Origin of the sequence: Glutamicibacter sp. B1 (assembly GCF_039602135.1) — a bacterium.
In the GTDB taxonomy this organism is placed as follows: Bacteria; Actinomycetota; Actinomycetes; order Actinomycetales; family Micrococcaceae; genus Glutamicibacter; species Glutamicibacter ectropisis.
The window spans coordinates 977,173-999,984 of sequence record NZ_CP125942.1 but is presented as its reverse complement, the minus strand read 5'-3'; the positions used below and the strand labels follow the sequence as shown (position 1 = coordinate 999,984).

Below are 22,812 nucleotides of genomic sequence, written 5' to 3'. Positions count from 1 at the left end.
AACTTGGTCCGTCGTCGCTCTTGGATTTCAGACACTGACCCTCCCCTGCTTGAACAACATCCAGAGGAAGAAGCCACCACCAAAAACGATCGTCACCACGCCAACGGGCAGTACAACGGGCAGCAGGTATTGGGCTGCGAGATCACTGAGCATCAGTAAGATTCCTCCGCTCAGTGCACACACCAGTAGGTTTCGTGAGCCGGTCATCGATTGGCTGATATGCGGTGCTACCAAGGCAATAAAGCCAATAGGACCCGCACAGAGCACAGCTAGGGCTGCCAAAATGGCGGCAACGGCGAAGAGCAGTGCACGGACTTTCCCCACCGATACCCCAAGCGCTGAGGCAAGGTCATCGCCCATCTGAAGCATTCGAAGTTCTCTGTCGAAACCACAATGAACCACGATGAGAAGTACTACGCCGGCGCTCAGCCATGGAACTTCTTCCCAGCCTCGACCTTGCAAGGACCCGACCAACCACGTCTGTGCAATTTGTGCTGACGGGACAAAGACTTGAGTCAGCAGGTAGTTGATCAGTGCCGTCGACAAGGCCGCTAACCCAACACCCAACAGGATCAGTTTTGTTCCGCTCAAGCGAAAAACACGCACTGCCACCAGCAATGCTACCGAGACACAAGCAGCTCCGATGAGCGCGCCACCTGATGCATCAGCCAGCGATCCACCAAAAATGAGGATCACCAAGCAACCGCCTAGGGACGCACCATTGGTGATACCAATGATGTCAGGGCTTGCTAAGGGATTGCGTAGTAGTTGTTGCAAAAGGCTGCCACTGGCAGCCAGCATCATTCCTGCCAGTAATGCGACCAAGGCCCGCGGAATACGGCGTTGCATGATGAAAAATTCTGTTAGTGGTGCCGGCGGATTACCCAGCAAAGTGTTGCCGAAATCAGCCAGACTCACGCGATATTCCCCAAAGAACGCTGATCCAGCCACCAGAACCAACGAAACTGCACCAAGTAATGGCAGCCATTTGGCACTTTTGTCCACGCGACTATTTTTCATGAAAGCTTCTTCGTACTAGGGCGCAAGATCAGCACGATAAGCATGACCGAGCCGATGATTGCGGTCATGATCCCCACTTGAACTTCGGCACCATTGCCCACTAGACGGCCGGCAATATCGCATAGCAGTAGTAGCACAGGCGCGAGTAACGCAGAAAAACGTATGACCTGTTTCGTGTTGTTCCCATATACAAGTCTGACTAAGTGTGGGACCGCGAATCCGACAAACGCGACCGGTCCTGCCAGCGCTGTTGCAGGTCCGCACAGCAGTGCAACCACGATCAATGCACTAGCTCGGCTCCATGATGCTGATGCTCCTAGCGCGTTTGAGCTTTCATCGCCAAGGTCGAGAATGTTCAGTCGCTGCCCAATAAGCCATGCGAGCAAGGTTCCAAACAAAATTATTGGCCCCACCCACAGCGCTGCTTCAATTGGTCTGGCGGTCAAAGAACCTACCTGCCAAAAACGGAACTGATCTAGCAAATGTTCATCTGAGAGGATCAGCATCTGTGTGATTCCTGCAAGAACAGCGGAGAACGCGACACCACAGAGGGTGATGCGCACCGCAGAATCTCGGAAGCTAGGCATGGAAGCGCAAGCAAACAAGAACAAAGCCGCTATGGCTGCACCGCCCAATGAAAAAGCGATGCTTGCCAACATTCCTGCCGAGCCAAGCACAAGTATGCCAATGGCTACACCGAGCGCCGCACCTGCATTGATGCCTAAAATTCCTGGGTCAGCAATCGGGTTCCGGATCACGCTTTGCATGATTGCCCCGCTGGCTCCTAATGCCAGGCCAACGAGTACTCCGTTGATGCTGCGTGCCAAGCGAAGCCCGAAAACTATCTGTTGATCCCCCGTACTTGCTGTGCCGTTGATGACTTGCAACAGATCTGAAATCGATAGGGATTTAGACCCCAAACAAAGGCTCAGCAGGAAAACTACGGCCAAGGCGAGCACGGTGCACAGATAGCCTGCCGTCAACGAAAGCGTCTTAGGTTTCGCGGTGTTGGCCTTGCCTGCTTGGCTTACGTTCAATTGTGACGCTACTGCATCGTGATTCACTCGATGTGCATTTCTTGTATTAGGGTTGTCTTACTCACTCTCAAATAATAAGGGAACCTCCTTGATTACTAAAAGAATCCGCAATGTCGCGGCATTGACAGCTCTTTCGCTCGCCAGCATTGTTGCGCTCAGTGGTTGCGCTAGTTCCGCAACGACTGCGACCCCAACTTCTTCAGCCAACGACTCCGCCCCATACACGGTGGAACACGCCATGGGAACGACGAAGATCGATGGTAAACCCGAACGAATCGTGGTCATCGACTCCCCACATCTTGATGCACTGGCCGCCTTGGATATCGTCCCCGTTGGCGCCACAGAATCAGGAGCCTCGCAGGGCTTCCCTGAATACTTGGATCTGCCAGAAGGCGAGACTACTAGCGTTGGATTGACCATGGAACCTTCCATGGACGAGATCGCCAATCTGAAGCCCGACTTGATCATTGGCGCGAAAGTACGTCATGAAGCGATCTACGATGAACTCTCCAACATTGCCCCTACCGTGTTCTCTGAGGATTCAGGAACTAACTGGCAAGAGCAAGCTCGCATTACTGCTGCTGCCGTGGGTGAGAGCGAAAAAATGGAAGGCTTGATCAGCGCACTGGATGAGCGCGCTGCCAAAGTCGGAGAAGAAGTCGATGCAAAGAACACTAGTGTCTCCATCGTGCGCTTCCGCCCCGATAACTTCAGGCTTTACGGTCCGGACTCTTTCTCAGGTTCAATTTTGAAGAGCGTCGGTTTTGATTTGGGTTCCGAAGGCTGGAATGAGTATTCCATGAAGGAATTGAGTCCTGAACAATACGAACAGATCGATGGGGACCTTGTATTCTTCACCAATCCAGGCGGGGATCCAAAGGCAACAACGATGGAAAAAGTCACCGGACTCTGGACTTCCCTTGATTCCGTGAAGAACTCCAAAGTGCACGAAGTGGCCGATGAAACTTGGATGGTTGGCATTGGCGTAGTTGGTGCTAACAAGATCTTGGACGACGTAGAAACGATACTGTCGAACTAAAAGAGTGAAAAATACACGTGTGGGGGCGGGACCAAGTCATTTGGTCCCGCCCCACACTTGTATTCTGACTTCTTTTACTTAGAACATGATCTTTAGAACAGGATCGTCGCGAAAGTTCCGACCTGTTCAAAACCAATGCGCTCATAGGTCTTCACCGCGGCGACGTTAAAATCGTTTACGTACAAGCTGACAACCGGAGCGAATTGCAGGGCATAATCAACCGTGCTGCTCATGTATCCGGAGGCCAGTCCGAGGCCCCGGTACTTTGGGTTGACCCATACACCCTGAATCTGAACAACTTCTTCAGTCACAGTACCCAGATCAGCTTTGAAGATGACCTCGCCATTTTCATCGCAGTCGATCACAGTGTGTGCGTCACGGATCAATTGACGAACTCGACTACGGTAAAAACTTCCGCCATTTTCCAAAGGAGAGTATCCAAGCTCTTCTTCAAACATGGCCGCACTAGCTGGAAGTACCAAGTCGAATTCGTGAATTCGCGCCGGACGAAGTCTGTTGCGCGCAATGCCCGTTGGCTGGTGTGAAATCGTTAGCAGTGGCTGATTCCCACGCACGTCAAAAATCGCTTGTGGTCCCTCGCGCAGCACTTCATGCATGGCTAGGACCGACTGCGCTGGCCCAAAAACCGAGGCAAATCGTTGCCGAGATTCTAGGGCATGCTGCGCAAAATTCTTCGCTTCTTCCTCGGACATGAGGGTAGGCGCCACATTCGCGCCCACCCAGCATGCCGATTCGAGGCCAGCTTCACCGTCGATCCCCGCAATATGGGCAAACCCATCTGGCGCGGCCGATCGGTGCAGATTCACCTGAGAACGGGTGAAAATATTGGCGACAGGGTCACGGTCGAGCAACTCGATCAGAGCCGTCGTATCGCGACGACTCAAAGTCCGTGGCACCCCTTTGTCGCTTCGTCGGCTATCTTTAGCTGACGGAGACCACGGGAGAACCCGAGGCAGGATTCTCGTCATCGGTCAGTCCCATTTCCTCAGCCAAACGGTTAGCTTCTTCGATCAGCGTTTCAACAATCTGATCTTCTGGCACCGTCTTGATCACTTCGCCCTTGACGAAGATCTGTCCCTTGCCGTTACCCGAGGCCACGCCGAGATCAGCGTCGCGGGCCTCGCCTGGGCCATTAACAACACAGCCCATGACAGCCACACGCAGTGGAGCCTTCATTCCTTCAAGACCCTCGGTGACCTGTTCTGCCAAGGTGTAAACATCCACCTGTGCGCGACCACACGAAGGGCAAGAAACAATGTCCAGCTTACGCGGACGCAAGTTCAGCGATTCAAGAATCTGGTTGCCGACCTTGACCTCTTCAACTGGAGGTGCCGAAAGCGAGACACGAATGGTGTCGCCAATACCCTGCGAAAGTAGGGCACCAAAGGCGGTGGCAGACTTGATGGTTCCCTGGAAAGCTGGACCGGCTTCGGTGACACCCAGGTGCAATGGCCAGTCGCCACGTTCTGCCAGCAGTTCGTAGGCACGAACCATGACTACTGGGTCATTGTGCTTGACGGAAATCTTGAAGTCGTGGAAGCCGTGTTCTTCGAACAACGATGCTTCCCAGACAGCCGATTCAACCAAAGCCTCTGGCGTTGCCTTACCGTACTTCTTCAGCAAACGGCGGTCCAAGGATCCGGCATTCACACCGATGCGAATGGAGGTTCCGTGGTCCTTGGCGGCCTGGGCAATTTCCTTGACCTGGTCATCAAACTGACGGATGTTGCCCGGGTTCACACGAACCGCGCCACAACCGGCTTCGATGGCAGCAAAGACATACTTCGGCTGGAAATGAATATCTGCAATCACTGGGATCTGCGATTTCATCGCAATGATCTTCAGTGCATCCGCGTCCTTGTCGGTAGGGCAGGCGACGCGCACGATGTCACAACCAGCAGCGGTCAACTCAGCAATTTGCTGTAGCGTCGCGTTGATGTCGTGAGTTTTGGTGGTGGTCATCGACTGGACCGAAATCGGCGAATCAGAACCGACCCCGACAGACCCAACTTGGAATTGGCGGGTCTTACGACGTGGTGTGAGTACCGGCGGTGGACCTGCCGGCATACCTAGGCTGACCGAAGTCAATGGACGCCTCCGAGTAAATTGTGGGTAAATCTCTTAGTCCAAGTATGTCACCGTATCGCGGTGAGCGGGTACTCATGCGAGAAAGGCCACGGGGTCGCCGTGGCCTTTCTCGCAATTTCAAAGCTGTTGGGCTGATAACAGCTTAGTTAGCTTCAGCAATTTCCTTGATGCTGTTGAGCACCGAGGTAACCTGCTCAACAACCTCAGCGTCATCCTTTGGGTGCAATTCAGCGAAGCGAACAACGGAGTTAGGGATTGCGAGCTTGACGTTTTCCAGAACGTTAGCGCCAGCGATGTTCAGTGCCTTACGGGCTTCATCCTGAGCCCAAACGCCACCGTACTGTCCAAACGCGGTGCCAACGACCACGGTTGGCATGCCCGAGACAACGCCTGCGCCAAATGGGCGGGACAGCCAGTCAATGGCATTCTTCAGAACCGCTGGCATGGTGCCGTTGTATTCAGGGGTCACCAGCATCAGAGCGTCGGCATCTGCAGCTGCGTCGCGAAGTGCCTGAGCAGCCCCTGGAACACCGCCCTCAACGTCAGTGTCTTCGTTGTAGAAAGGAATGTTTTCCAGGCCGCTGAAAACAGCTACCTCCACACCTTCGGGTGCATTGTGCGAACTAGCTTCTGCCAGCTGCTGGTTTGTTGAACCATTACGCAGCGATCCAACGAGGGTGAGGACCTTGGTAGCCATGGGCAAACTCCTAAATTAGAAAATAAAAACAAGCTGACGCTTCATCTACTTTCAACTATCGACGATCATCGCCAATTCCCGGAAGATTTATGACTTGAATCACTTAACCTGAGTACATTTAATCTCGGGTAGGTTTTCTTCGAAGCTCTTTGGTCATGGACCTGTTGGATTTGGCGTTGAGCCGTCTTCGCTGTGATCCCTTTGTCGGCTTGGTGGCTTTTCGCCGCGGCGCATCGGGAGCCAACGCCTGATTGATCAGCCGCACCATCTTCTCCATGGCGAGTTGGCGATTCCTCCACTGGGATCGCTCTTCCGATGATCTCACCACCAGTGCACCTGAGATGAGGCGGGAACCTAACTTCTCTAACAACCGTTGTCGTTGCCAAGCAGATAGTGAGCGGGATGCGCTAACTGGCCACGAGAGTTCAGCCTTCGAGTCCGAGGTATTCACATGTTGACCACCGGGACCAGCGGATCGACTGAAGTTCCAAGTGAGCTCAGCTGAAGGGATGATCAGGCTCTCATTGACATGCAAATCCATAATTTCGCCTCCAACTCCTATGGTTTCAGGGTGTGCATCCACCGAACTGTTAAATTACTAAGCTCCCGCATTCTATGAAAGAAATGCGGGAGCTTATCTCGCTGTTGCTCTAGGCTGCGAATTCCTGCAGCAGTCCGATGACTGGGTTCCATTCGGAGATGGTGGTCTGGGCAATCGCACCAGCCTTTTTGAATGGGTCATTGGCCAGTACTTCGTTCAGTGCTGCCTCGGACTCAGCGGCCAGGATTAGTAACGCGCCGTCGGTGGCAGGGGTCGGTCCTGATGCCAAAACTCGCACTGGGCCCTCGTTTACAAAACCGATGAGGTACTCGCGGTGCGCCGGACGGTGTTCATTACGCAGTTCTACAGAGTCATCAGCGTAAACGTATTCAACAGCAAAAACAGTCATAGCTACAGCATATTTCTCTTGGCTCAGAACAACTGTATTGGCTTAAAAATGTCTGCGTATATTAAGAGACCACCCATTACCAACATGGCCACCACAACAACATAGGTCAGTGGCAACAATTTGACGGTGTCCACCGGCTTGATGTTTTTCAGGTTAAAGATTCGGGCGAACATTCGCTTGATGCCGTCATAAAGCGCGCCGACCACATGCCCACCGTCTAGTGGCAATAGCGGGATCAGGTTGAAGGCGAATAACGCGAGGTTCAGTCCACCAACCAAAGACAGCAAGGTTGCAAACTTATCGCTGACTGAAATTGAGTCTTCGGCGCTGATTTCACCAGCAATTCGCCCGACCCCGACAATAGACACTGGACCGTTTGGATCACGCTGACCGTCACCAAACGCTGCCTGGGCAACGTCCACCATGCGCTGCGGCAGATGCAAGATAACGTTTCCAATCGTGAGCAGCTGGTTTCCGATCACTCCCGGCACTGCGCTCAGTGGCTGGGTCAGATCCTCTTGCAAGGAGCTCATCCCCACAAAGCCAACCTTGGTCATGATGTAGTTGCCTTGGTCATCGGTAAGCACATAACCGTTGTCGTCGGTGGCCGGCCGATCGGTGAGATACGGGGTCAATGTGGTCGTGTGGTTTTGGCCGTCCCGCTGGTAATCGAGGGTGATCGATTGCCCTGGATTCACCCGAATAACATCGGTAAGTTTGTTCCACTCACCCTGTTCCACGGCGGCGCCATTAACTGCAGTAATGGTGTCACCGGGACGGAGCCCCGCTTCATAGGCTGGAGCGGGAACGTCTTTGTCGGTGCACTCTGTTTGATTAGCGTTCTCTGCGCTGGCGATGCACTGATACACCTCGGAGATCGTTGTTGTCGGCGTTGCTTGCCCAAAACTGGTCAGAACAATAGCAATGACAACAAAACCGATCACCAAGTTCATGAACGGGCCACCGAGCATGATGATCACGCGTTTGTAGACCGGCAGCTGGTAGAACAAGCGACCTTCGTCGCTCGGCAAAACATTTTCGTTTGCTTGAGACCGAGCATCATCAACCATCTGCCCAAACACTTTTTGGAACAGGCTAGGTTTCTTTGCTGGCTTGTCGTCTTCAGTTTCTGGTCGTGGCGGATACATGCCAACCATCGAGATGTAGCCGCCCAGAGGAAGCGCCTTGATTCCGTACTGAGTTTCTCCTCGTTTAAACGAAACAAGGGTTTTGCCGAAGCCGATCATGTATTGCGGCACGCGCAGCTTAAAAAGCTTCGCTGGTACGAGGTGACCTATTTCGTGCAGTGCAATAGATAGACCAACAGCAACAACCATAAAGAGGATGCCGGCAATGAAAAGGATGACGCTCATGCTTTGGCTCCCAGAATCTTCGCAGCGTGCGCTCTGGCCCAACGGTCCGTTTCCAGAACGGTTTCTACACTAAGTTCGGCGTTCACTGGCGTGTAGTCATCGAGTACGTGTTCGATGGTCTCGACGATGTCAGTGAATCGAATTTTTCCTTCGTGGAAAGCATCCACAGCGACTTCATTTGAGGCGTTGTAGACAGCCATGTGTGTCCCGGAAGAAGCTGCTGCTTGCTTCGCTAACTTCACTGCGAAGAACACTTCTTCATCCAATGGTTCAAAGGTCCAGCTGGCTGACTTTGAGAAATCACAGGCGTTGGCGGCACCTGCAACACGATGCGGCCAGTTGATTCCCAAGGCAATGGGCAATCGCATATCCGGCGGCGAGGCCTGAGCGATTACCGAACCATCAATGAACTCGACCATGGAGTGAATGATCGATTGGCGGTGCACCACAGGTTCGATTCTTTCCAATGGCACATCAAAAAGCAGATGAGCTTCGATGACTTCCAAAGCCTTGTTGACCATGGTTGCCGAGTTCGTCGTCACCATGCGCCCCATATCCCACGTGGGGTGCGCCAACGCCTGTGCTGGTGTCACTTCGCGCAACTGGTCATAGGTGTATCCAAAGAATGGGCCTCCCGAAGCAGTCACCAGCAACTTGGAAACTTCTTCTGGCGCGCCTGAACGCAAAGCCTGTGCCAAAGCAGAATGTTCAGAATCAACCGGGGAAATCTGTCCTGGTGCGGCAATCTGCTTGACTACCTGTCCACCGATAATCAGGGATTCTTTATTCGCCAGGGCCAACAGGTGCCCAGCTTCTAGAGCTGCAATGGTAGGAGCAAGCCCGATGGCGCCGGTAATGCCGTTAAGCACAACGTCCGCTTCGCCAAAGGCAGCAACCGCAGTTGCCGCGTGCTCCCCAGCGACGAGTTCAGGTTCGTATCCACTAACCGAAGCCTGGCTCGCAGCATCTTTGATCGCTGAAGCGAGTTCGTCGACAGAGTCTCCGGCGAATCCAACCAAAGCTGGGCGGTATTCAACAGCCTGCTGAGCAAGCAATTCCACGTTGTAGCCGCCTGAAAGAGCAGCCACCGAGAATTTGTCCGATGCCTTTGAAATGACGTCCAAGCCTTGGGTACCGATGGATCCGGTAGAACCAATCAGGGATACCCGGCGTGGGTGACCAGTTGGCGTAAAAGTTTTTTGGGAGCTCACCCATCCATTATGGTTCTTCTAACTGTGAGCACCCAAAGTGCGCCACGCCCTGTGCAAGCCGTGGCGCACCACCAAATCAATGACTACAGCCCAAGGCTGCGCGCAATCAACATCTGTTGCACCTGGGTAGTTCCTTCACCGATTTCCAGGATCTTCGAGTCGCGGTAGTGGCGGGCCACCAGCGATTCATTCATGAATCCGTAGCCACCAAAGATTTGCGTCGCGTCTCGGGCATTGTCCATGGCTGCCTCACTGGCAATCAGCTTCGCGTGGGCGGCTTCAATTTTGAAGTCTTTACCAGCCAGCATTTTTGCCGCAGCTGCGTAGTAGGCCAAGCGTGCTGTGTGCGCGCGTGAGGCCATGCGAGCGATCATAAATGAGACACCCTGATTCTTGCCGATGGCAGTGCCAAAGGTTGTACGAGTCTTGGCGTACTTAACCGCCTCGTCAAGGCAGCCTTGCGCGGCACCCGTGGCCAACGCAGCAATGGCGATGCGCCCTTCATCAAGGATTTCAAGGAAGTAAGCATAACCGCGCCCGCGCTCCCCCAAGAGGTTTTCTTCCGGCACCTGAACCGCGTTAAAGCTCAGCGGGTGAGTGTCGCTGGCTCGCCAACCCACCTTGTCGTAGGCTTTCTCGGCGGTAAACCCAGGAGTACCGGTAGGCACAATAATGGCCGAAATTTCTTTCTTCCCCGTTGCCTCGTCCGTGCCCGTCACCGCGGTGGCAGTGACATGTGAAGTGATGTCCGTTCCTGAGTTGGTGATGAATTCTTTCGCGCCGTCTATTATCCAATTCCCGTTTTCAAGCTTCGCCTTGGTCAACGCTGCTGAAGCATCGGAACCGGCTCCTGGCTCGGTTAACCCAAATCCGGCCAAACGTTCACCAGTTGCCAACGGTTCCAGCCACCGTTGCTTTTGGGCTTCGTTGCCGAAACGGTAAATGGGCATGGCACCGAGCGACACGCCAGCTTCGAGGGTGATGGCCACCGATTGATCAACCTTGCCCAATTCCTCCAGCGCCAAGGCTAGGTGGAAGTAGTCGCCCCCTGAACCGCCGTATTCCTCCGAAATTGGCAGACCAAACAGTCCCATCTGGCCCATTTGCTTGACGATGTCATATGGAAAAGAATGGTTGGCGTCATTGGCCGCGCTCTGCGGTGCTACAACTTCTTGGGCGAATTCTCGGACCATGTTGACCAGGTCTTGGTACTGTTCGTCGAGATCGAGGTTAATCATCAGTTTCTCTCTTCGTTGAGGGATGAACCGATATCGAGATACTGGATCGGCAGTATGTCGATATAGGTCTTTTTCTGCGATCGGCGTGTGAGCGTCTTGGAAGCAACGGTCACGACGCGTATGGTTAATTATTATTAACTGATTACCGCCTACTGATGGGTAAACAGCTTTATTTTTGACAGTAGTGGCACCGGTCACACTTGTCCAGAGTTCAGACTGGCCGTTGTAAGGAGATGATGGTGATGGCGAGCAGGTATCAGACCCTCAACGAACCAACTGACCGCGAACGCGCCAAAGCGGAACGGCGTGAGGCACTATTACGGGAAGCCACCAGGCTCTTCGCCCAGCACGGCTATGCCGGTGTGTCTTTGGAAGATCTCGGGGCTGCCTGCGGCATTTCTGGGCCCGCTGTCTACCGACACTTTGCGGGAAAACAAGCTGTACTCATCGCTTTGCTGGTCGACATGTCCAAGGATATTTACGCCGGCGGTCAAGAGGCTTGCCAAGAAGGCGGCTCGCCGCTGGAAGTCCTCTCGCGATTAGTTGACTTTCATACTGATTTTTCGCTCTCGCGCCCTGACATCCTGCAGGTGCAGGACCGGGATCTCAAGTCTTTGCCTAAGGCTGAACTAGCGTTGGTGCGAAAGCTTCAGAACTCATATATCGGCTTATGGACCCATGAATTAGAAAAATTGCACCCTTCAGGTAGCAAGCAGTCACATCGTTTCCGGGCCCACGCAGTCTTCGGTTTGCTTAACTCCACCGCCCATTCTGCGCACTCGCCTAGAACGAAAAAATCAGGCTTAAAACCACTATTGTCGAATATGGCTCTCGCAGCTCTAACTTCCCCGGTAGTGTAGTTCTCAAGCCAATGTTCCGCAGCGTTCCGAAAACGGCATGCTGACCCACCCGATTGAAAGGCCTTTATCGTGCAGCTACGTGAAGTCCGCCCTTCCGACTTGGACGCATTCTTTGCTCACCAGCAAGAACCCGAGGCGAACCTCATGGCCGCTTATCAGGCGCGTAACCCAGCCGATCGCGCGGTATTCGACCACCACTGGAACTCGATCCTGAATGATCCAAATGTTCTGGTTCGCACCATCGAACACGAGGGCGACGTGGTTGGTTCCATTCTGGTATTCGACGGTGAGACCCCAGAGATTAATTTCTGGACCTCCACCAAGTATTGGGGCAAGGGAATCACTACCAGCGCCGTGGATGCCTTCTTGGCCGAATACACTAAGCGTCCACTGACCGCACACGTCGTTCAAGACAACCTCGGTTCTATCAAGGTTTTGGAACGCCGTGGTTTCAAGACTGTAGGTACCGAGCAGATTTTCTCGAATGCTCGGGCACAGGTTGTCACCGAAAACGTCATGCAGCTGGACTAGGTTCCACGCTACAAACAGTCAAAGACCACAAGTGCTGGCCCCGGGCCGGCGCTCGTGGTCTTTCTGCCTTTACTGACGGGGGCCGTAATACCCCTTGCCCCGGTCAATATCTTTACGCGCTTTTCGCAGTGCTTTTGAAGTCTGGGGATCTAGGTTCTCTAACTCATCGGCTTTTCGATCCAGCCCCCTGAAGGCACCAATGACCAGCGGGAAAGCGCACAGCACGATAATTGCTGCGATGATAAATATCGATGCAAAGCCCATAGAGTCTCCCGAACTGCCTATAGAAGGTCCAAAAACGAATCTACTGGGGAAACAGACAAGGAGCCAGAAATAATTCCGGCTCCTTGTCTCTATACACGTAACTATTTGTTCTTATTCAGCAATCGCCACGCCTCGCGCCTAGTCGCCTGTTCATATGGATCCGGGACTGGGGCAGCTGCCAGCAATCGCTTGGTGTAGTCATGGGTTGGTGCGTGCAGGACGGTCTGAACCATTCCTTGTTCCACAGCCTTACCTGAGCGCATAACGACCACTGCGTCTGCCAGCATGTCCACCACGGCCAAGTCATGGCTAACAAACAAGCAGGCGAAATTGAAGTCACGCTGCAGGTCCTGAATCATTTCAAGCACGACCGCCTGGACCGAAACATCCAACGCACTGGTCGGCTCATCGGCGATCAGCAGCTCCGGATTCAACGTCAGGGCACGGGCGATACACACGCGCTGGCGCTGTCCGCCGGAGAGCTCATGCGGGTAGCGGTTGATGACGTTGCGCGGTAGCTTGACTGCATCCAACAATTCCTCGGCCCGCTTAATTCTCGAGGCCTTGGAACCCACTTTGTGTACCACCATGGGCTCGGTAATGCATTCACCAATCGGGAATCGCGGGTTGAGCGAAGCTGCCGGATCCTGGAAGATCACGCCGATTTGTTTGCGTACCGCGCGGGCTTCCTTGGGCGAGAGCTTAGGAAGGTTGTGTCCCTTGACCGACAAGCTTCCCTCGGCCACTGGCAAGAGCCCAATAACTGCCTTCGCGATAGTGGACTTGCCAGAACCGGACTCCCCCACGATGCCTAATACTTCACCCTTGGCCACATCGAAGCTGACGCCCTCCACCGCACGGAAGACCTTGCCTCGCATGTTGTATTCCAACACCAAGTCTTTGGCTTCGAGTACCAGCTCGCGGCCGGCAGGGGCAGTCCGTTCGCTATGTGGCGCATTTTCAGTGATCAACGCCGGAGCAGACAAACGTGGAACAGCGGCCAGCAAGCGTTGGGTGTATGCGTGCTGCGGGTGAAGCAACACCTGGTCCACCGAGCCGGTTTCAACCAAATTGCCTTGGAACATCACAGCAACTTGATCAGCCATATCCGCCACTACACCCATATTGTGGGTGATTAGCAAAATACCAGTGTTCAAGCGGTCTTTGAGCTCACGCAGCAGATCCAAGATCTCAGCCTGCACGGTGACATCCAATGCCGTGGTTGGTTCATCAGCGATGATCACCTTCGGGTCACAGGAAATCGCCATGGCAATGACGATGCGTTGACGCTGTCCTCCGGAGAACTGGTGAGGGTATTGCTTGATACGTTTGTCAGGCTCCGGAATGCCCACCATCGTGAGCAGCTCAATGGCACGGTCTGTCGCGGCCTTGCCATAAGCGATACCGTGTAGTTCCAAGGCCTCGGTCAACTGGCGTTCGATGGTGAGCACCGGGTTCAACGCGGTCATCGGTTCCTGGAAAACCATGGCGATGTCGGTGGCACGCATCTTGCGCATCTTGCCCTGTTCAAGGCCCACAACGTTGACGTTGCCAATCTTTGCTTCACCCGAGATGTTCGCGTTCTCCGGAAGCAAGCCCATGGCCGCGGTGGAGGTCACGGACTTACCAGATCCCGATTCGCCCACCAGTGCGACCACCTCACCGGGGCGTACCGCAAGGGATAATCCTTTGACTGCGTGAACCAGCGGGCCGGAGGTTTCGAAGGTGACCTTCAGGTCATTGAAGCTCAGCGCGTATTCACCGGAGGTATTTTCTGGTGCGAGATGGCTCATGGCTTCTCCTTACGGGTTGGCATGGCAAAGAGTCCGGCGCGAGGGCGGCGACGCTTGCCACTCTGGCGTGGGTCGAAGGCATCGCGCAGACCATCGCCGAGGAAGTTAATAGACAGTGCGAAGACCACGATGATCATGCCCGGCCACCAGAACAACCATGGTCGGGTCAGGAAGGCATTCTGGTACTGACTAATCAACAGGCCCAGCGAAGATTCTGGGGCCTGCACGCCGAAGCCCAGGAAGGATAGCGAGGATTCAAGCAGGATTGCACCGGCGATCGCGAAGGTTGCGTTCACGACGATCACGCCGACCGTGTTGGGCAGCAGGTGTTTGAAGATCACGCGGGACGTGCGTGACCCCATGGCCTGGGCTGCCGATACGTACTCGCGTTCGCGCAAGCTCAGAATCTCGCCACGCACCAGACGGGCCAGGCCTGTCCAGGTGACCAGGCCAAGAACTAGGGCCAGGGCAAAGATCGAGCTGGAACTGCGCCCGGCGATCTGTCCAAGTACTGCTGCCAGGACCAACAGTGGGATGACAATGAATAGGTCGGTGATGCGCATCAGAACTTCATCGACCCAGCCACGGAAGTATCCTGCAACTGCACCGATCACTGCGCCAAGGAAGGTCGCAACCAAACCGACGACCACACCGATCACGATGGACTTCTGTGCACCATTCATCACCAGTGCGAAGTAGTCCTTACCAACCGAGTCCTGACCGAAGGGATGCTCGCCGATGGCAAAGCCAGATCCGCCAAGCCAGGTGGGTAGCAGTGAGAGCGTTGGCTTGCCACCATCAATCACGGTGCCTGCATCCAGATAACTCTGCTTCCACCAGCCGGGCAGCGGGCCGAAACCGACGGAGGTAAAGGCGATGACCGTGATCAGCACCAGCAAGACCGAGGAAATCATGGCCGGCTTGTGCTTGAGAAAACGTTCAAAAACGATACGCGACTGGCTCTTCGACTGTTCTGTGGAAGCGGCAAGTTTCGCGTCTTCAACTTCAGCGATGGACGTCAGGTCCTGTGGAGTCTTTCCATTTATGTTACTCATCGAATGTCCTAAATTCCCTAGACCCGGATCCGTGGATCAAGCAGCGCGTAGACGATATCTGCCAGCAGATTGAAAAGAATTGCCGCGGTACCGGTGACCAAGAAGAAGGCCATCACCGGGGCTGGGTCTACTGCGTGCAGACCGGTGCTGAACATATCGCCCATGCCTTTCCAGCCGAAGACCGTTTCGGTGACCACGGCGCCGCCAATCAGACCGGCAAAGTCAAAGGCCGCAATGGTGGCGATGGGGATCAACGCGTTGCGGAAAGCGTGACGGAAGATCACCGTACGCTCGCTCAAACCCTTGGAGCGTGCAGTGCGAATGTAGTCTTGCTGCTGCACTTCGAGCATGGAGGAACGCGTGTAGCGCGAGTAGCTTGCCAAAGAAATGATGGCCAAAACGATCGTTGGCAATAACAGCTGGGTTGCGTTATCCAAGAAGTTGTCCCAGAAACCGCCACCGAGGTTTGCGGTGGAGGATCCGATGGTACCGATCGGACGGCCCTTGAGATCCAGGAAGCCAGGCCAGGCACGGAAGATATGATCCAGCACGGTCAGTCCTGCGCCGATGAAGCCGACGAGCGCGGCAACGCCGGACGCAAGCTTGGATAGGCGTCCACCCATGTACTTGCCGATGAGTCCCGGGATGGCCACGGAGAGGATTGCCCCGATGACCAGGATCCAGGCATTGGCATCCTTCAATAGCCAGAAGGTTGCGTAGTACATCACGAGTACCAGCACCACGGTGATCAGTGCCGGGTACAGTACTTTCTTCTCTTTAAGACCAACGCTCATGGCCGTGGCCGACAAGGCCAACAACAGGGTCAGCACGACAATGATTGCCGGACCCATTTGCGGGTAACGGTAGAAGTTTAGCCAGAGGCTGTACTGCAGTAACAGCGGGACAAAGATCGCGGTGATCAGGAAGGTAAGACCGCGGCGCTTGAGTGAACCGCCAAGCAACATCTGCAAAAGGAAACCGACGATGACACCGATCAGGATGCTGGTGCCGATAGATATTTGCGGATTTTCAAGCCAATCGTTGTACCCGATGGCCATGTATTCCTTGAGCAGCACTGCTGCCCAGAACACAGGGAGGGAGAAGAACAGGAAGGTCAGGAAGGTGACGAGGTAGTCTAGGCCGGAGTACTGGCGTACTGCGGTCAGCACCCCGATGGCGATACCCAGTACAGCGGCGATCACGGTGGCCAGGAGTACTAGGCGCAATGTCGAGGACGCGGCGTTAGCGAGTAGCCCACTGACCTCAACTCCATTGATGTTCTGGCCTAGATCACAGGATCCTACGAAGCATTTACCCACTCCACCAAGCCAGGTTAGGTATCTCAGGTACCAAGGCTGCTCTAGGTTCATGTAGTCGATGCGTTGCTGCATCAGGTATTCGCGATTTTCAGCGTTACTTTCGCGAAGGTCTCCTAGCGGATCGCCAGAGTTGATAACCAAGATATAGAGCAGCAGCGAAGCGGCAAATAGCACGCCGACGGCCGATCCTAATCTCTTGAGAATGAACTTCAACACGGTTTTAATGTCCTCTTTCTTCTCACCTCACGGTGTGCACGTCACCTGATACTGGTGGCGGACACACCGCGGGGCCCGATGATGATCGGGCCCCGCGGGCGCTCGCAGTTGGTGTTAGCGATTTGTTTGCCCTGAAGGCTTATTCAGCACGCTGCCACTGTTCGGCATTCCATACGATGCCGCTCTGGGTAGCGGTGTGACGGACATTCTGGATATCGGATCCCGAAGCGCTCAAGCCCGGGTGTGCGAACAGTGGGATACCATACAGGTCGTCCCACAGCAGCTTCTCGATGACCTTGGTCTGTTCGGCGTGAACCGCAGGATCAAGCGAGGTTGCCAACTTGGTCCAGGCCTCGTCGACGGCTTCGTTCGAGTACTTGCCGTAGTTCTGTGGCTTGCCCGTGGAGTAGATGTTCTGACCCGAAGTGATCTGGCCCGAACCTGCCCATGCGAACAGTGCTACTTCGTAGTCGCCACGTTCCTGAGTGCCGCCCGGTGCGAAGAACTTAGCGTCGCCGGCATCCTTGACCTTGAAGCCTGCCTTGTCGCATGAGGACTTGATGGCTGCAACTTCATTGGTGCGTCGCTCGTTTGGTGCTGAGTAACCGATGCGAATCTCGGTACCGACAGCATCCTGATCTTCCAGGATCTTCTTGGCGCCATCGATATCGACCTGATCGTAGCGACCGTCATAGGATGCATCGACGACTTCTTGGTAGTTATCTTGGAACGGGAAGACTTCGCGAGAGTTCATCACGGTAGCCTCAGGGTTCAACGGCTTGACCAAGTTGTCAACGATTTCTTGGCGAGGAACACACATGGCGAAGGCCTTACGCAGTTCAAGATTGTTCATCTCGTTGCCCTCGGCAAAGTTGAAGTCCAGGTGCTCCCAGGTCAAGGTGTCACCCTGCTGGATGCTGACGGCCTTACCCAAGCCTTCAAGCTGAGCGAGGGTATCAACGGTTGGCTGTGGAGCAATGACGTCGACGTCCTTGTTCTGCAGCGCCTGAACCATGCCGGTGTCAGCCAAGAAGCGGAAGTTCAAGTTCTTGGTGGCAGGAGCGGTGCCGTAGTAGTTTTCATTGGCGGTCAAGGTCACCGACTCGCCGGCCTTCCAGGACTCCAGCTTGTATGGACCGGAAACTGGCACATCGGCTTCATCAGGCAAGGTGCCTGGCTTGGTCATCCAGCCTTCGTTCCAGAACTTGGCGGCCTTCTCCAGTTTCTTAGAATCGCCATCGCGGATTGCCTGAACTAGTTCGTCAGTGCTCAAGCCGCCCTTCTTAGCGACAACGTGTGCTGGGTGCAGCATCCAGGTCTGAAGCTGCCAGTCTGGATCTGGATCCTTGAAGGTGACGGTGAATTCCTTACCGTCAGCAGCTCCTTCTGGGCCCTTGGGCACCGTGTCACCCAAGTCGGTGGACACTGAGTTGAACAGTGGCTTGTCCTTGTCACCGGAGTTCAAGTTCAAGTTCTGGGTAGCCCAGGCGAGGACTGAGTCAGCCACGGTGATCGGAGTTCCATCGGACCACTTGGCGTTCTCATTGATGGTGTATTTGATGGTCAGCGGATCGTCGCTGACCTTTTCGTAGGAGCCCAGATCCTTGTTCGGATAGATCGTACCGTCGGTGCCCATGTAGTAGAAGCCCGCGAACATGCGGTCTGTGATGGCCGAGTTGTACGTCGAATACGTCTGTGGGGTGAAGCCGTTGTAGCTGATGAACTCTGGAGCACCAACAGTCACCTTGATGGTGTCGTCCTTGGTGGTGACATCACCTAGATCAGCCAGGCCGGAGTTGGTAACCTCGGCGCCGCCATTCGACTCGGTGCTCTTGCTTGCTTCCGAAGAAGAATCGCTACCGCCTGGGGCACATGCAGAAAGTGCCAACGCCATGGCTGCGCCTACGACAACCGCTTTCGAAACGCGCTGAAACCGCATTTCGCCTCCTTGAATTCGTGATGATACGAGCTGTGAATCGTTGTGACTCACTGTGGAACAAGTCACATGACCGATCCATTGAGGAATACACTAACCTGAATTTTCTGGCTTGGATAGAGAAAGATTCGTTTCATATCTCCATGCTCGACGCACTCTTGCGAGCCATTTGCAACGAGCTTGTTACCGACCAGTTAGTGCGATGCACGCCACATCCGCGAGATTTCAAGGGTTTCTTTCAGATTGGGAAAATTCAATCAGAACACCCAAGTTACAAGTATGTTTCATGAATAGTTTTATAACAGTTTTGCAACGTTTGCTTCAGTTTGAAAAAATCTGAAATATTCGTTGAATATGACGGTTCGTGAATCCCTGCTTAACAGCAGAGGACCGCCAAAACCTTTCGGTTTTGACGGTCCTCTGTAGGCGTAGAACGAGTCTGCTTAGATCAAAGAAGCACCCGGAATCGCACCCAACAGGTTGCGGGTGTATTCGCTCTTCGGAGCATCGAAGATTTCGTCAGCAGTCCCCTGCTCAACGATCTTTCCATGCTCCATCACGCACACGTTGTCCGCGATCTGGCGGACCACAGCAAGGTCGTGGGTGATGAACAGGTAAGTCAATCCCATCTCCCGCTGAAGCTCGTCCAAGAGCTCAAGAACCTGAGCCTGAACCAAAACGTCCAACGCAGAAACTGCCTCATCACAGACGATCATTTCAGGCTGCAAGGCCAATGCACGCGCGATAGCAATACGCTGCCGCTGACCGCCGGAGAGCTCGTTCGGGAATCGGTGCATGGTCGAGGCCGGCATCGACACCTGTTCGAGCAATTCCTTGACCTTCTTCTGACGCGAGGCGGCATTGCCGATCCCGTGAATGCGCAAAGGTTCCTCGATGGTTCGGTAAATCGAAAACATCGGGTCGAGTGAGCCATAAGGATCCTGGAAAATCGGCTGAACGCGGCGTCGGTACTTGAACAGATTCTTCTCGCTCAAATTACCGATTTGTTCGCCGTCAAAGACGATCTCGCCTTCGGTCTTGTCCAAAAGGTTCAGCACCATCTGCGCAATCGTGGACTTACCAGAACCGGATTCGCCCACCACTGCAGTGGTGGTGCCCTTCGGAATCTCGAAGGAAACGTTGTCCACGGCAGTGAACTTTTCCTTCTTGCCGAAGCCCTTGCGGATGTCGTAAATCTTGGTCAGGTTTTTAACCTTGAGCAGTGGCTCAGCCTTACCTGGAACGATTTCATCAACGATAGCCTCATGCTTGTCACCACGCTGTGCCGACAAGGACGGAGCAGAGCTGATCAGTCGCTTCGTGTAAGGGTGCTGAGGGTTGCGCAAGATGTCCAGCGCAGGACCGTATTCAACAACACGACCCTTGTACATCACGACAACCTTTTCGGCACGTTCTGCTGCCAAACCTAGGTCGTGGGTGATCAACAAGACTGCGGTGCCCAGCTCGCTGGTCATCGTATCAAGGTGATCCAGGATCTGCTGCTGAACCGTCACGTCCAGGGCGCTGGTGGGCTCATCAGCGATGAGCAGACGCGGACGACAAGCCAAACCGATAGCAATCAGTGCACGCTGTCGCATACCGCCCGAGAATTCGTGAGGGTATTGACCAGCACGAACTTCCGGATTGGGCAGGCCCGCATCAGCAAGAATCTGAGCAACGCGTTCTTTGGGGTTATCCCCCGCCAGACCGTTTGCCTTCAGAGTTTCCTTAACCTGGAAGCCTATTTTCCACACTGGGTTCAAGTTGGACATGGGGTCCTGCGGAACCATACCAATGTGGTTACCGCGGAGCTCAACGAATCGTTTTTCGCTGGCATGCGCGATGTCTTCACCATCAAAAAGGATCTGTCCCGAAGAAACAGAACCATTACCAGCCAGCAGGCCAATGGCCGCCAATGCTGAAGTCGATTTACCGGACCCGGATTCACCCACGATCGCCACGGTCTCCCCGGGCATTACGGTGAAGTTTGCATCACGAACCGCATGTACTGGGCCATCAGGAGTGGAGAAGGTAATCGCCAAGTCCTTGATTTCCAGCAATGGCTTCGGAGTTGCAGTTTCAGTCATCGTCTAGGCTCCCTTCCGGGCCTTTGGATCCAGTGCGTCACGCACCGCATCGCCGAGCATGATGAAGCTCAAAACCGTCACCGAAAGGAACAGTGCAGGCCACATCAACATCATTGGGTTGCTACGAAGCTGCTGCTGGGCCAATGAAATATCATTTCCCCAACTCATGACGTCCGGTGGCAATCCAACGCCAAGGAAGGACAGCGTTGCTTCGGCCACGATGTACACGCCGAGGTTCACGGTCGCCACAACAATGATCGGTGCTAGCGAGTTTGGAATAACGTGCTTCACCAGTGAACGGAATCGGGACAGGCCCAAGGCTCGCGATGCCTTCACGTAGTCGGCATCTCGCGCTTCGATGACCGCACCACGCGTAATACGTGCAAGCTGAGGCCAACCGAAGATCGCCAGGGTGACAATGACTGTCCAGACACTTCGATTATCTCGGAATGCAGGAAGCTGCATCACGATGATGGCACCGAGGATCAGTGGCAGTGCGAAGAAGATATCGCCCAAACGTGCCAAGATGGCGTCGATCCAGCCGCCGTAGAATCCAGCCAGTGCACCCAATGCACCGCCGACGACAACAACAATCAAGGTCGTGAAAATACCAACCAAGAGCGATGCTCGCGTGCCGTAGATAACGCGCGCGTAGATATCGCAGCCCTGAAGATTGAAGCCCATAATGTGGCCGGCTCGGCCGGGCTCATTTGAGTTTTCCAGAGCGCAATAGGTTGGGTCCTGGGAGCTGAACAGCTGTGGGAACGCTGCAACCACGATGACCGCAAGAATCAGGATTGCGGAAATGATAAACAGTGGCTGCTTGCGCAGGGAACGCCAAGCCTCGGCCCACATGGACAGTGGCTTACCTGTTTCCTTCACGGAGTCGACAGCCTGAAGCGGGGTCTCATCCAAAGGAGCAACAAAGTGCTCAATCTTGTACTTGGAGACTTTGCCTGCGCGAACCTTACTAATTGGCAGGCCGTCTTCCGGATTAAAATTCTGGTTCTCAGGCATAACGAATCCTTGGGTCAAGCAGTGCGTACAGCATATCCACGATCAGGTTGGCGACAACGAAAATGATCACCAAAACACCGACGATAGCGACCACGGTCGGAGTCTCACCCTTTTGAATTGCCGAATACAGCAAGTGTCCAACACCTGGCACGTTGAAAATACCTTCGGTGACAATCGCGCCACCCATGAGCGAACCTAGGTCAGCGCCGAGGAAGGTCACAACCGGGATCAGGGAGTTACGAAGAATGTGTACAGAAACGACGCGGTTTCGGCTCAAGCCCTTGGCGGTGGCGGTACGCACAAAGTCAGCGGACTTGTTTTCAATCACCGAGGTACGGGTCAAACGGACCACATATGCCAGTGAGACCAGACCAAGCACGAGGGCCGGCAAGAAGAGTTCGCCCCAGGTTGCCGCGCCGGAAACAGTGGGTTTGACCCATTCAAGTTTCACACCAATTACGAACTGAAGTACGAAGCCAAGTACGAAGGTTGGCACAGCGATCACGATGAGGGATGCAACGAGAATGGTCGAATCGAACCACTTGCCCTTACGCATACCAGCGATGACACCAAAGATGACACCAAAAACGCCTTCAATAAGCAGAGCAAGAATCGCAAGGCGTGCGGTGACTGGGAAGGCGCGGCCTAAGAGGGCACTAACTTCCTGCCCGGAGAACGAGGTTCCCAAGTCGAAGGTCACCAGATTCTTCAGGTACAACCCGTATTGGACCCAGAAAGGCTTGTCCAAATTGTACTGAGCCTCTAGCGCCGCCCGCGTCGCGTCTGACATTGGCTTGCCGCCGGAAAGAGCATCAATCGGGTTACCGGGAGTTGCAAAAACCAAGAAGTACACCAGCAGTGTTGCACCGATAAAGACCGGGATCAGCTGGGCAATTCTTTTCAGCATGAAACTTAGCATGCGTGCATCTCACCTCGAGATGCAGGAGGGCACTTGGCCATAATTTCCCTCTTTCCGTCGATAAATATTTCGACGTTTATTTTTGGGAGGCAGATCAGACACGCCAAAGGGAGACCCCCATTTATTCGGGTCTCCCTTGAC

General features: G+C 54.3%; 21 protein-coding genes. 3 read left to right on the top strand and 18 right to left on the bottom strand.

Annotated elements, in window-relative coordinates:
• Positions 1-27: 27 nt before the first annotated feature.
• Both QMQ05_RS04640 and QMQ05_RS04635 read right to left on the bottom strand, forming a co-directional pair.
• Complete coding sequence (locus tag QMQ05_RS04640; RefSeq protein ID WP_345473407.1) at positions 28-1,020, bottom strand: FecCD family ABC transporter permease; 993 nt, start codon at positions 1,018-1,020, stop codon at positions 28-30.
• Positions 1,017-2,084: a FecCD family ABC transporter permease gene (locus tag QMQ05_RS04635; protein WP_345473406.1), complete on the bottom strand. Its 1,068-nt coding sequence runs from the start codon at positions 2,082-2,084 to the stop codon at positions 1,017-1,019. Before QMQ05_RS04635 ends, QMQ05_RS04640 begins: the two co-directional genes overlap by 4 nt.
• A 61-nt stretch (positions 2,085-2,145) precedes the next feature.
• On the opposite strand from QMQ05_RS04635, the gene QMQ05_RS04630 reads away from it, so the two are divergent.
• The gene (locus tag QMQ05_RS04630; protein WP_345473405.1) at positions 2,146-3,096 is read left to right on the top strand and encodes an ABC transporter substrate-binding protein; all 951 of its coding nucleotides are present in this window, start codon (positions 2,146-2,148) and stop codon (positions 3,094-3,096) included.
• A 92-nt stretch (positions 3,097-3,188) separates the two neighbouring features.
• Here QMQ05_RS04630 and QMQ05_RS04625 read toward each other — a convergent pair whose 3' ends face one another.
• The 8 genes from QMQ05_RS04625 to QMQ05_RS04590 all read right to left on the bottom strand — a co-directional run bounded on the left by QMQ05_RS04625 (position 3,189) and on the right by QMQ05_RS04590 (position 10,674).
• Positions 3,189-4,001, bottom strand: a complete 813-nt coding sequence (locus tag QMQ05_RS04625) for a GNAT family N-acetyltransferase (RefSeq protein ID WP_345473404.1) — start codon at positions 3,999-4,001, stop codon at positions 3,189-3,191.
• Positions 4,002-4,038: 37 nt separating this feature from the next.
• Positions 4,039-5,205: a flavodoxin-dependent (E)-4-hydroxy-3-methylbut-2-enyl-diphosphate synthase gene (gene ispG / locus QMQ05_RS04620; protein WP_058255251.1), complete on the bottom strand. Its 1,167-nt coding sequence runs from the start codon at positions 5,203-5,205 to the stop codon at positions 4,039-4,041.
• 142 nt (positions 5,206-5,347) lie between these two features.
• Positions 5,348-5,902, bottom strand: a complete 555-nt coding sequence (locus QMQ05_RS04615; RefSeq protein ID WP_345473401.1) for an NAD(P)H-dependent oxidoreductase — start codon at positions 5,900-5,902, stop codon at positions 5,348-5,350.
• A 118-nt stretch (positions 5,903-6,020) separates the two neighbouring features.
• Positions 6,021-6,443 carry an alternative ribosome rescue aminoacyl-tRNA hydrolase ArfB gene (gene arfB / locus QMQ05_RS04610; protein ID WP_334121683.1) on the bottom strand — a complete coding sequence of 141 codons (423 nt, stop codon included), beginning with the start codon at positions 6,441-6,443 and terminating at the stop codon, positions 6,021-6,023.
• A gap of 109 nt (positions 6,444-6,552) precedes the next feature.
• Positions 6,553-6,852, bottom strand: a complete 300-nt coding sequence (locus QMQ05_RS04605) for a YciI family protein (protein ID WP_334121682.1) — start codon at positions 6,850-6,852, stop codon at positions 6,553-6,555.
• 23 nt (positions 6,853-6,875) lie between these two features.
• Positions 6,876-8,225, bottom strand: a complete 1,350-nt coding sequence (locus tag QMQ05_RS04600) for a M50 family metallopeptidase (protein WP_345473399.1) — start codon at positions 8,223-8,225, stop codon at positions 6,876-6,878.
• Positions 8,222-9,436 carry a 1-deoxy-D-xylulose-5-phosphate reductoisomerase gene (dxr, locus tag QMQ05_RS04595; RefSeq protein ID WP_345473397.1) on the bottom strand — a complete coding sequence of 405 codons (1,215 nt, stop codon included), beginning with the start codon at positions 9,434-9,436 and terminating at the stop codon, positions 8,222-8,224. The genes QMQ05_RS04600 and dxr overlap by 4 nt, the downstream gene beginning before the upstream one ends.
• A gap of 83 nt (positions 9,437-9,519) precedes the next feature.
• The gene (locus QMQ05_RS04590; protein WP_345473396.1) at positions 9,520-10,674 is read right to left on the bottom strand and encodes an acyl-CoA dehydrogenase family protein; all 1,155 of its coding nucleotides are present in this window, start codon (positions 10,672-10,674) and stop codon (positions 9,520-9,522) included.
• 242 nt (positions 10,675-10,916) lie between these two features.
• Between QMQ05_RS04590 and QMQ05_RS04585 the strand changes: the two genes are divergently transcribed.
• Together QMQ05_RS04585 and QMQ05_RS04580 are read left to right on the top strand one after the other, a co-directional pair.
• On the top strand, positions 10,917-11,534 hold the full coding sequence (locus QMQ05_RS04585; protein ID WP_231733526.1) for a TetR/AcrR family transcriptional regulator: 618 nt from the start codon (positions 10,917-10,919) through the stop codon (positions 11,532-11,534).
• 69 nt (positions 11,535-11,603) lie between these two features.
• Positions 11,604-12,065, top strand: a complete 462-nt coding sequence (locus tag QMQ05_RS04580; protein ID WP_058255259.1) for a GNAT family N-acetyltransferase — start codon at positions 11,604-11,606, stop codon at positions 12,063-12,065.
• A 69-nt stretch (positions 12,066-12,134) separates the two neighbouring features.
• Here the strand turns inward: QMQ05_RS04580 and QMQ05_RS04575 are convergent, their stop codons facing one another.
• From QMQ05_RS04575 to QMQ05_RS04540, 8 genes are all read right to left on the bottom strand, one after another.
• Positions 12,135-12,329: a hypothetical protein gene (locus QMQ05_RS04575; protein ID WP_058255260.1), complete on the bottom strand. Its 195-nt coding sequence runs from the start codon at positions 12,327-12,329 to the stop codon at positions 12,135-12,137.
• Positions 12,330-12,430: 101 nt separating this feature from the next.
• Complete coding sequence (locus QMQ05_RS04570) at positions 12,431-14,122, bottom strand: ABC transporter ATP-binding protein (protein WP_345473392.1); 1,692 nt, start codon at positions 14,120-14,122, stop codon at positions 12,431-12,433.
• Positions 14,119-15,177, bottom strand: coding sequence for an ABC transporter permease (locus QMQ05_RS04565; RefSeq protein ID WP_345473390.1), 1,059 nt, complete (start codon positions 15,175-15,177; stop codon positions 14,119-14,121). Before QMQ05_RS04565 ends, QMQ05_RS04570 begins: the two co-directional genes overlap by 4 nt.
• 17 nt (positions 15,178-15,194) lie before the next feature.
• On the bottom strand, positions 15,195-16,712 hold the full coding sequence (locus QMQ05_RS04560; protein ID WP_345473388.1) for an ABC transporter permease: 1,518 nt from the start codon (positions 16,710-16,712) through the stop codon (positions 15,195-15,197).
• Between the two features lie 139 nt (positions 16,713-16,851).
• On the bottom strand, positions 16,852-18,651 hold the full coding sequence (locus QMQ05_RS04555; protein ID WP_345473386.1) for an ABC transporter family substrate-binding protein: 1,800 nt from the start codon (positions 18,649-18,651) through the stop codon (positions 16,852-16,854).
• A 440-nt stretch (positions 18,652-19,091) separates the two neighbouring features.
• Positions 19,092-20,735 (bottom strand): ABC transporter ATP-binding protein, encoded by a 1,644-nt coding sequence (locus QMQ05_RS04550; protein ID WP_334121674.1) that lies wholly within the window; start codon positions 20,733-20,735, stop codon positions 19,092-19,094.
• Positions 20,736-20,738: 3 nt separating this feature from the next.
• Positions 20,739-21,752 (bottom strand): ABC transporter permease, encoded by a 1,014-nt coding sequence (locus tag QMQ05_RS04545; protein WP_334121673.1) that lies wholly within the window; start codon positions 21,750-21,752, stop codon positions 20,739-20,741.
• Positions 21,745-22,671 (bottom strand): ABC transporter permease, encoded by a 927-nt coding sequence (locus QMQ05_RS04540; RefSeq protein WP_334121672.1) that lies wholly within the window; start codon positions 22,669-22,671, stop codon positions 21,745-21,747. The genes QMQ05_RS04545 and QMQ05_RS04540 overlap by 8 nt, the downstream gene beginning before the upstream one ends.
• Positions 22,672-22,812 lie beyond the last annotated feature (141 nt).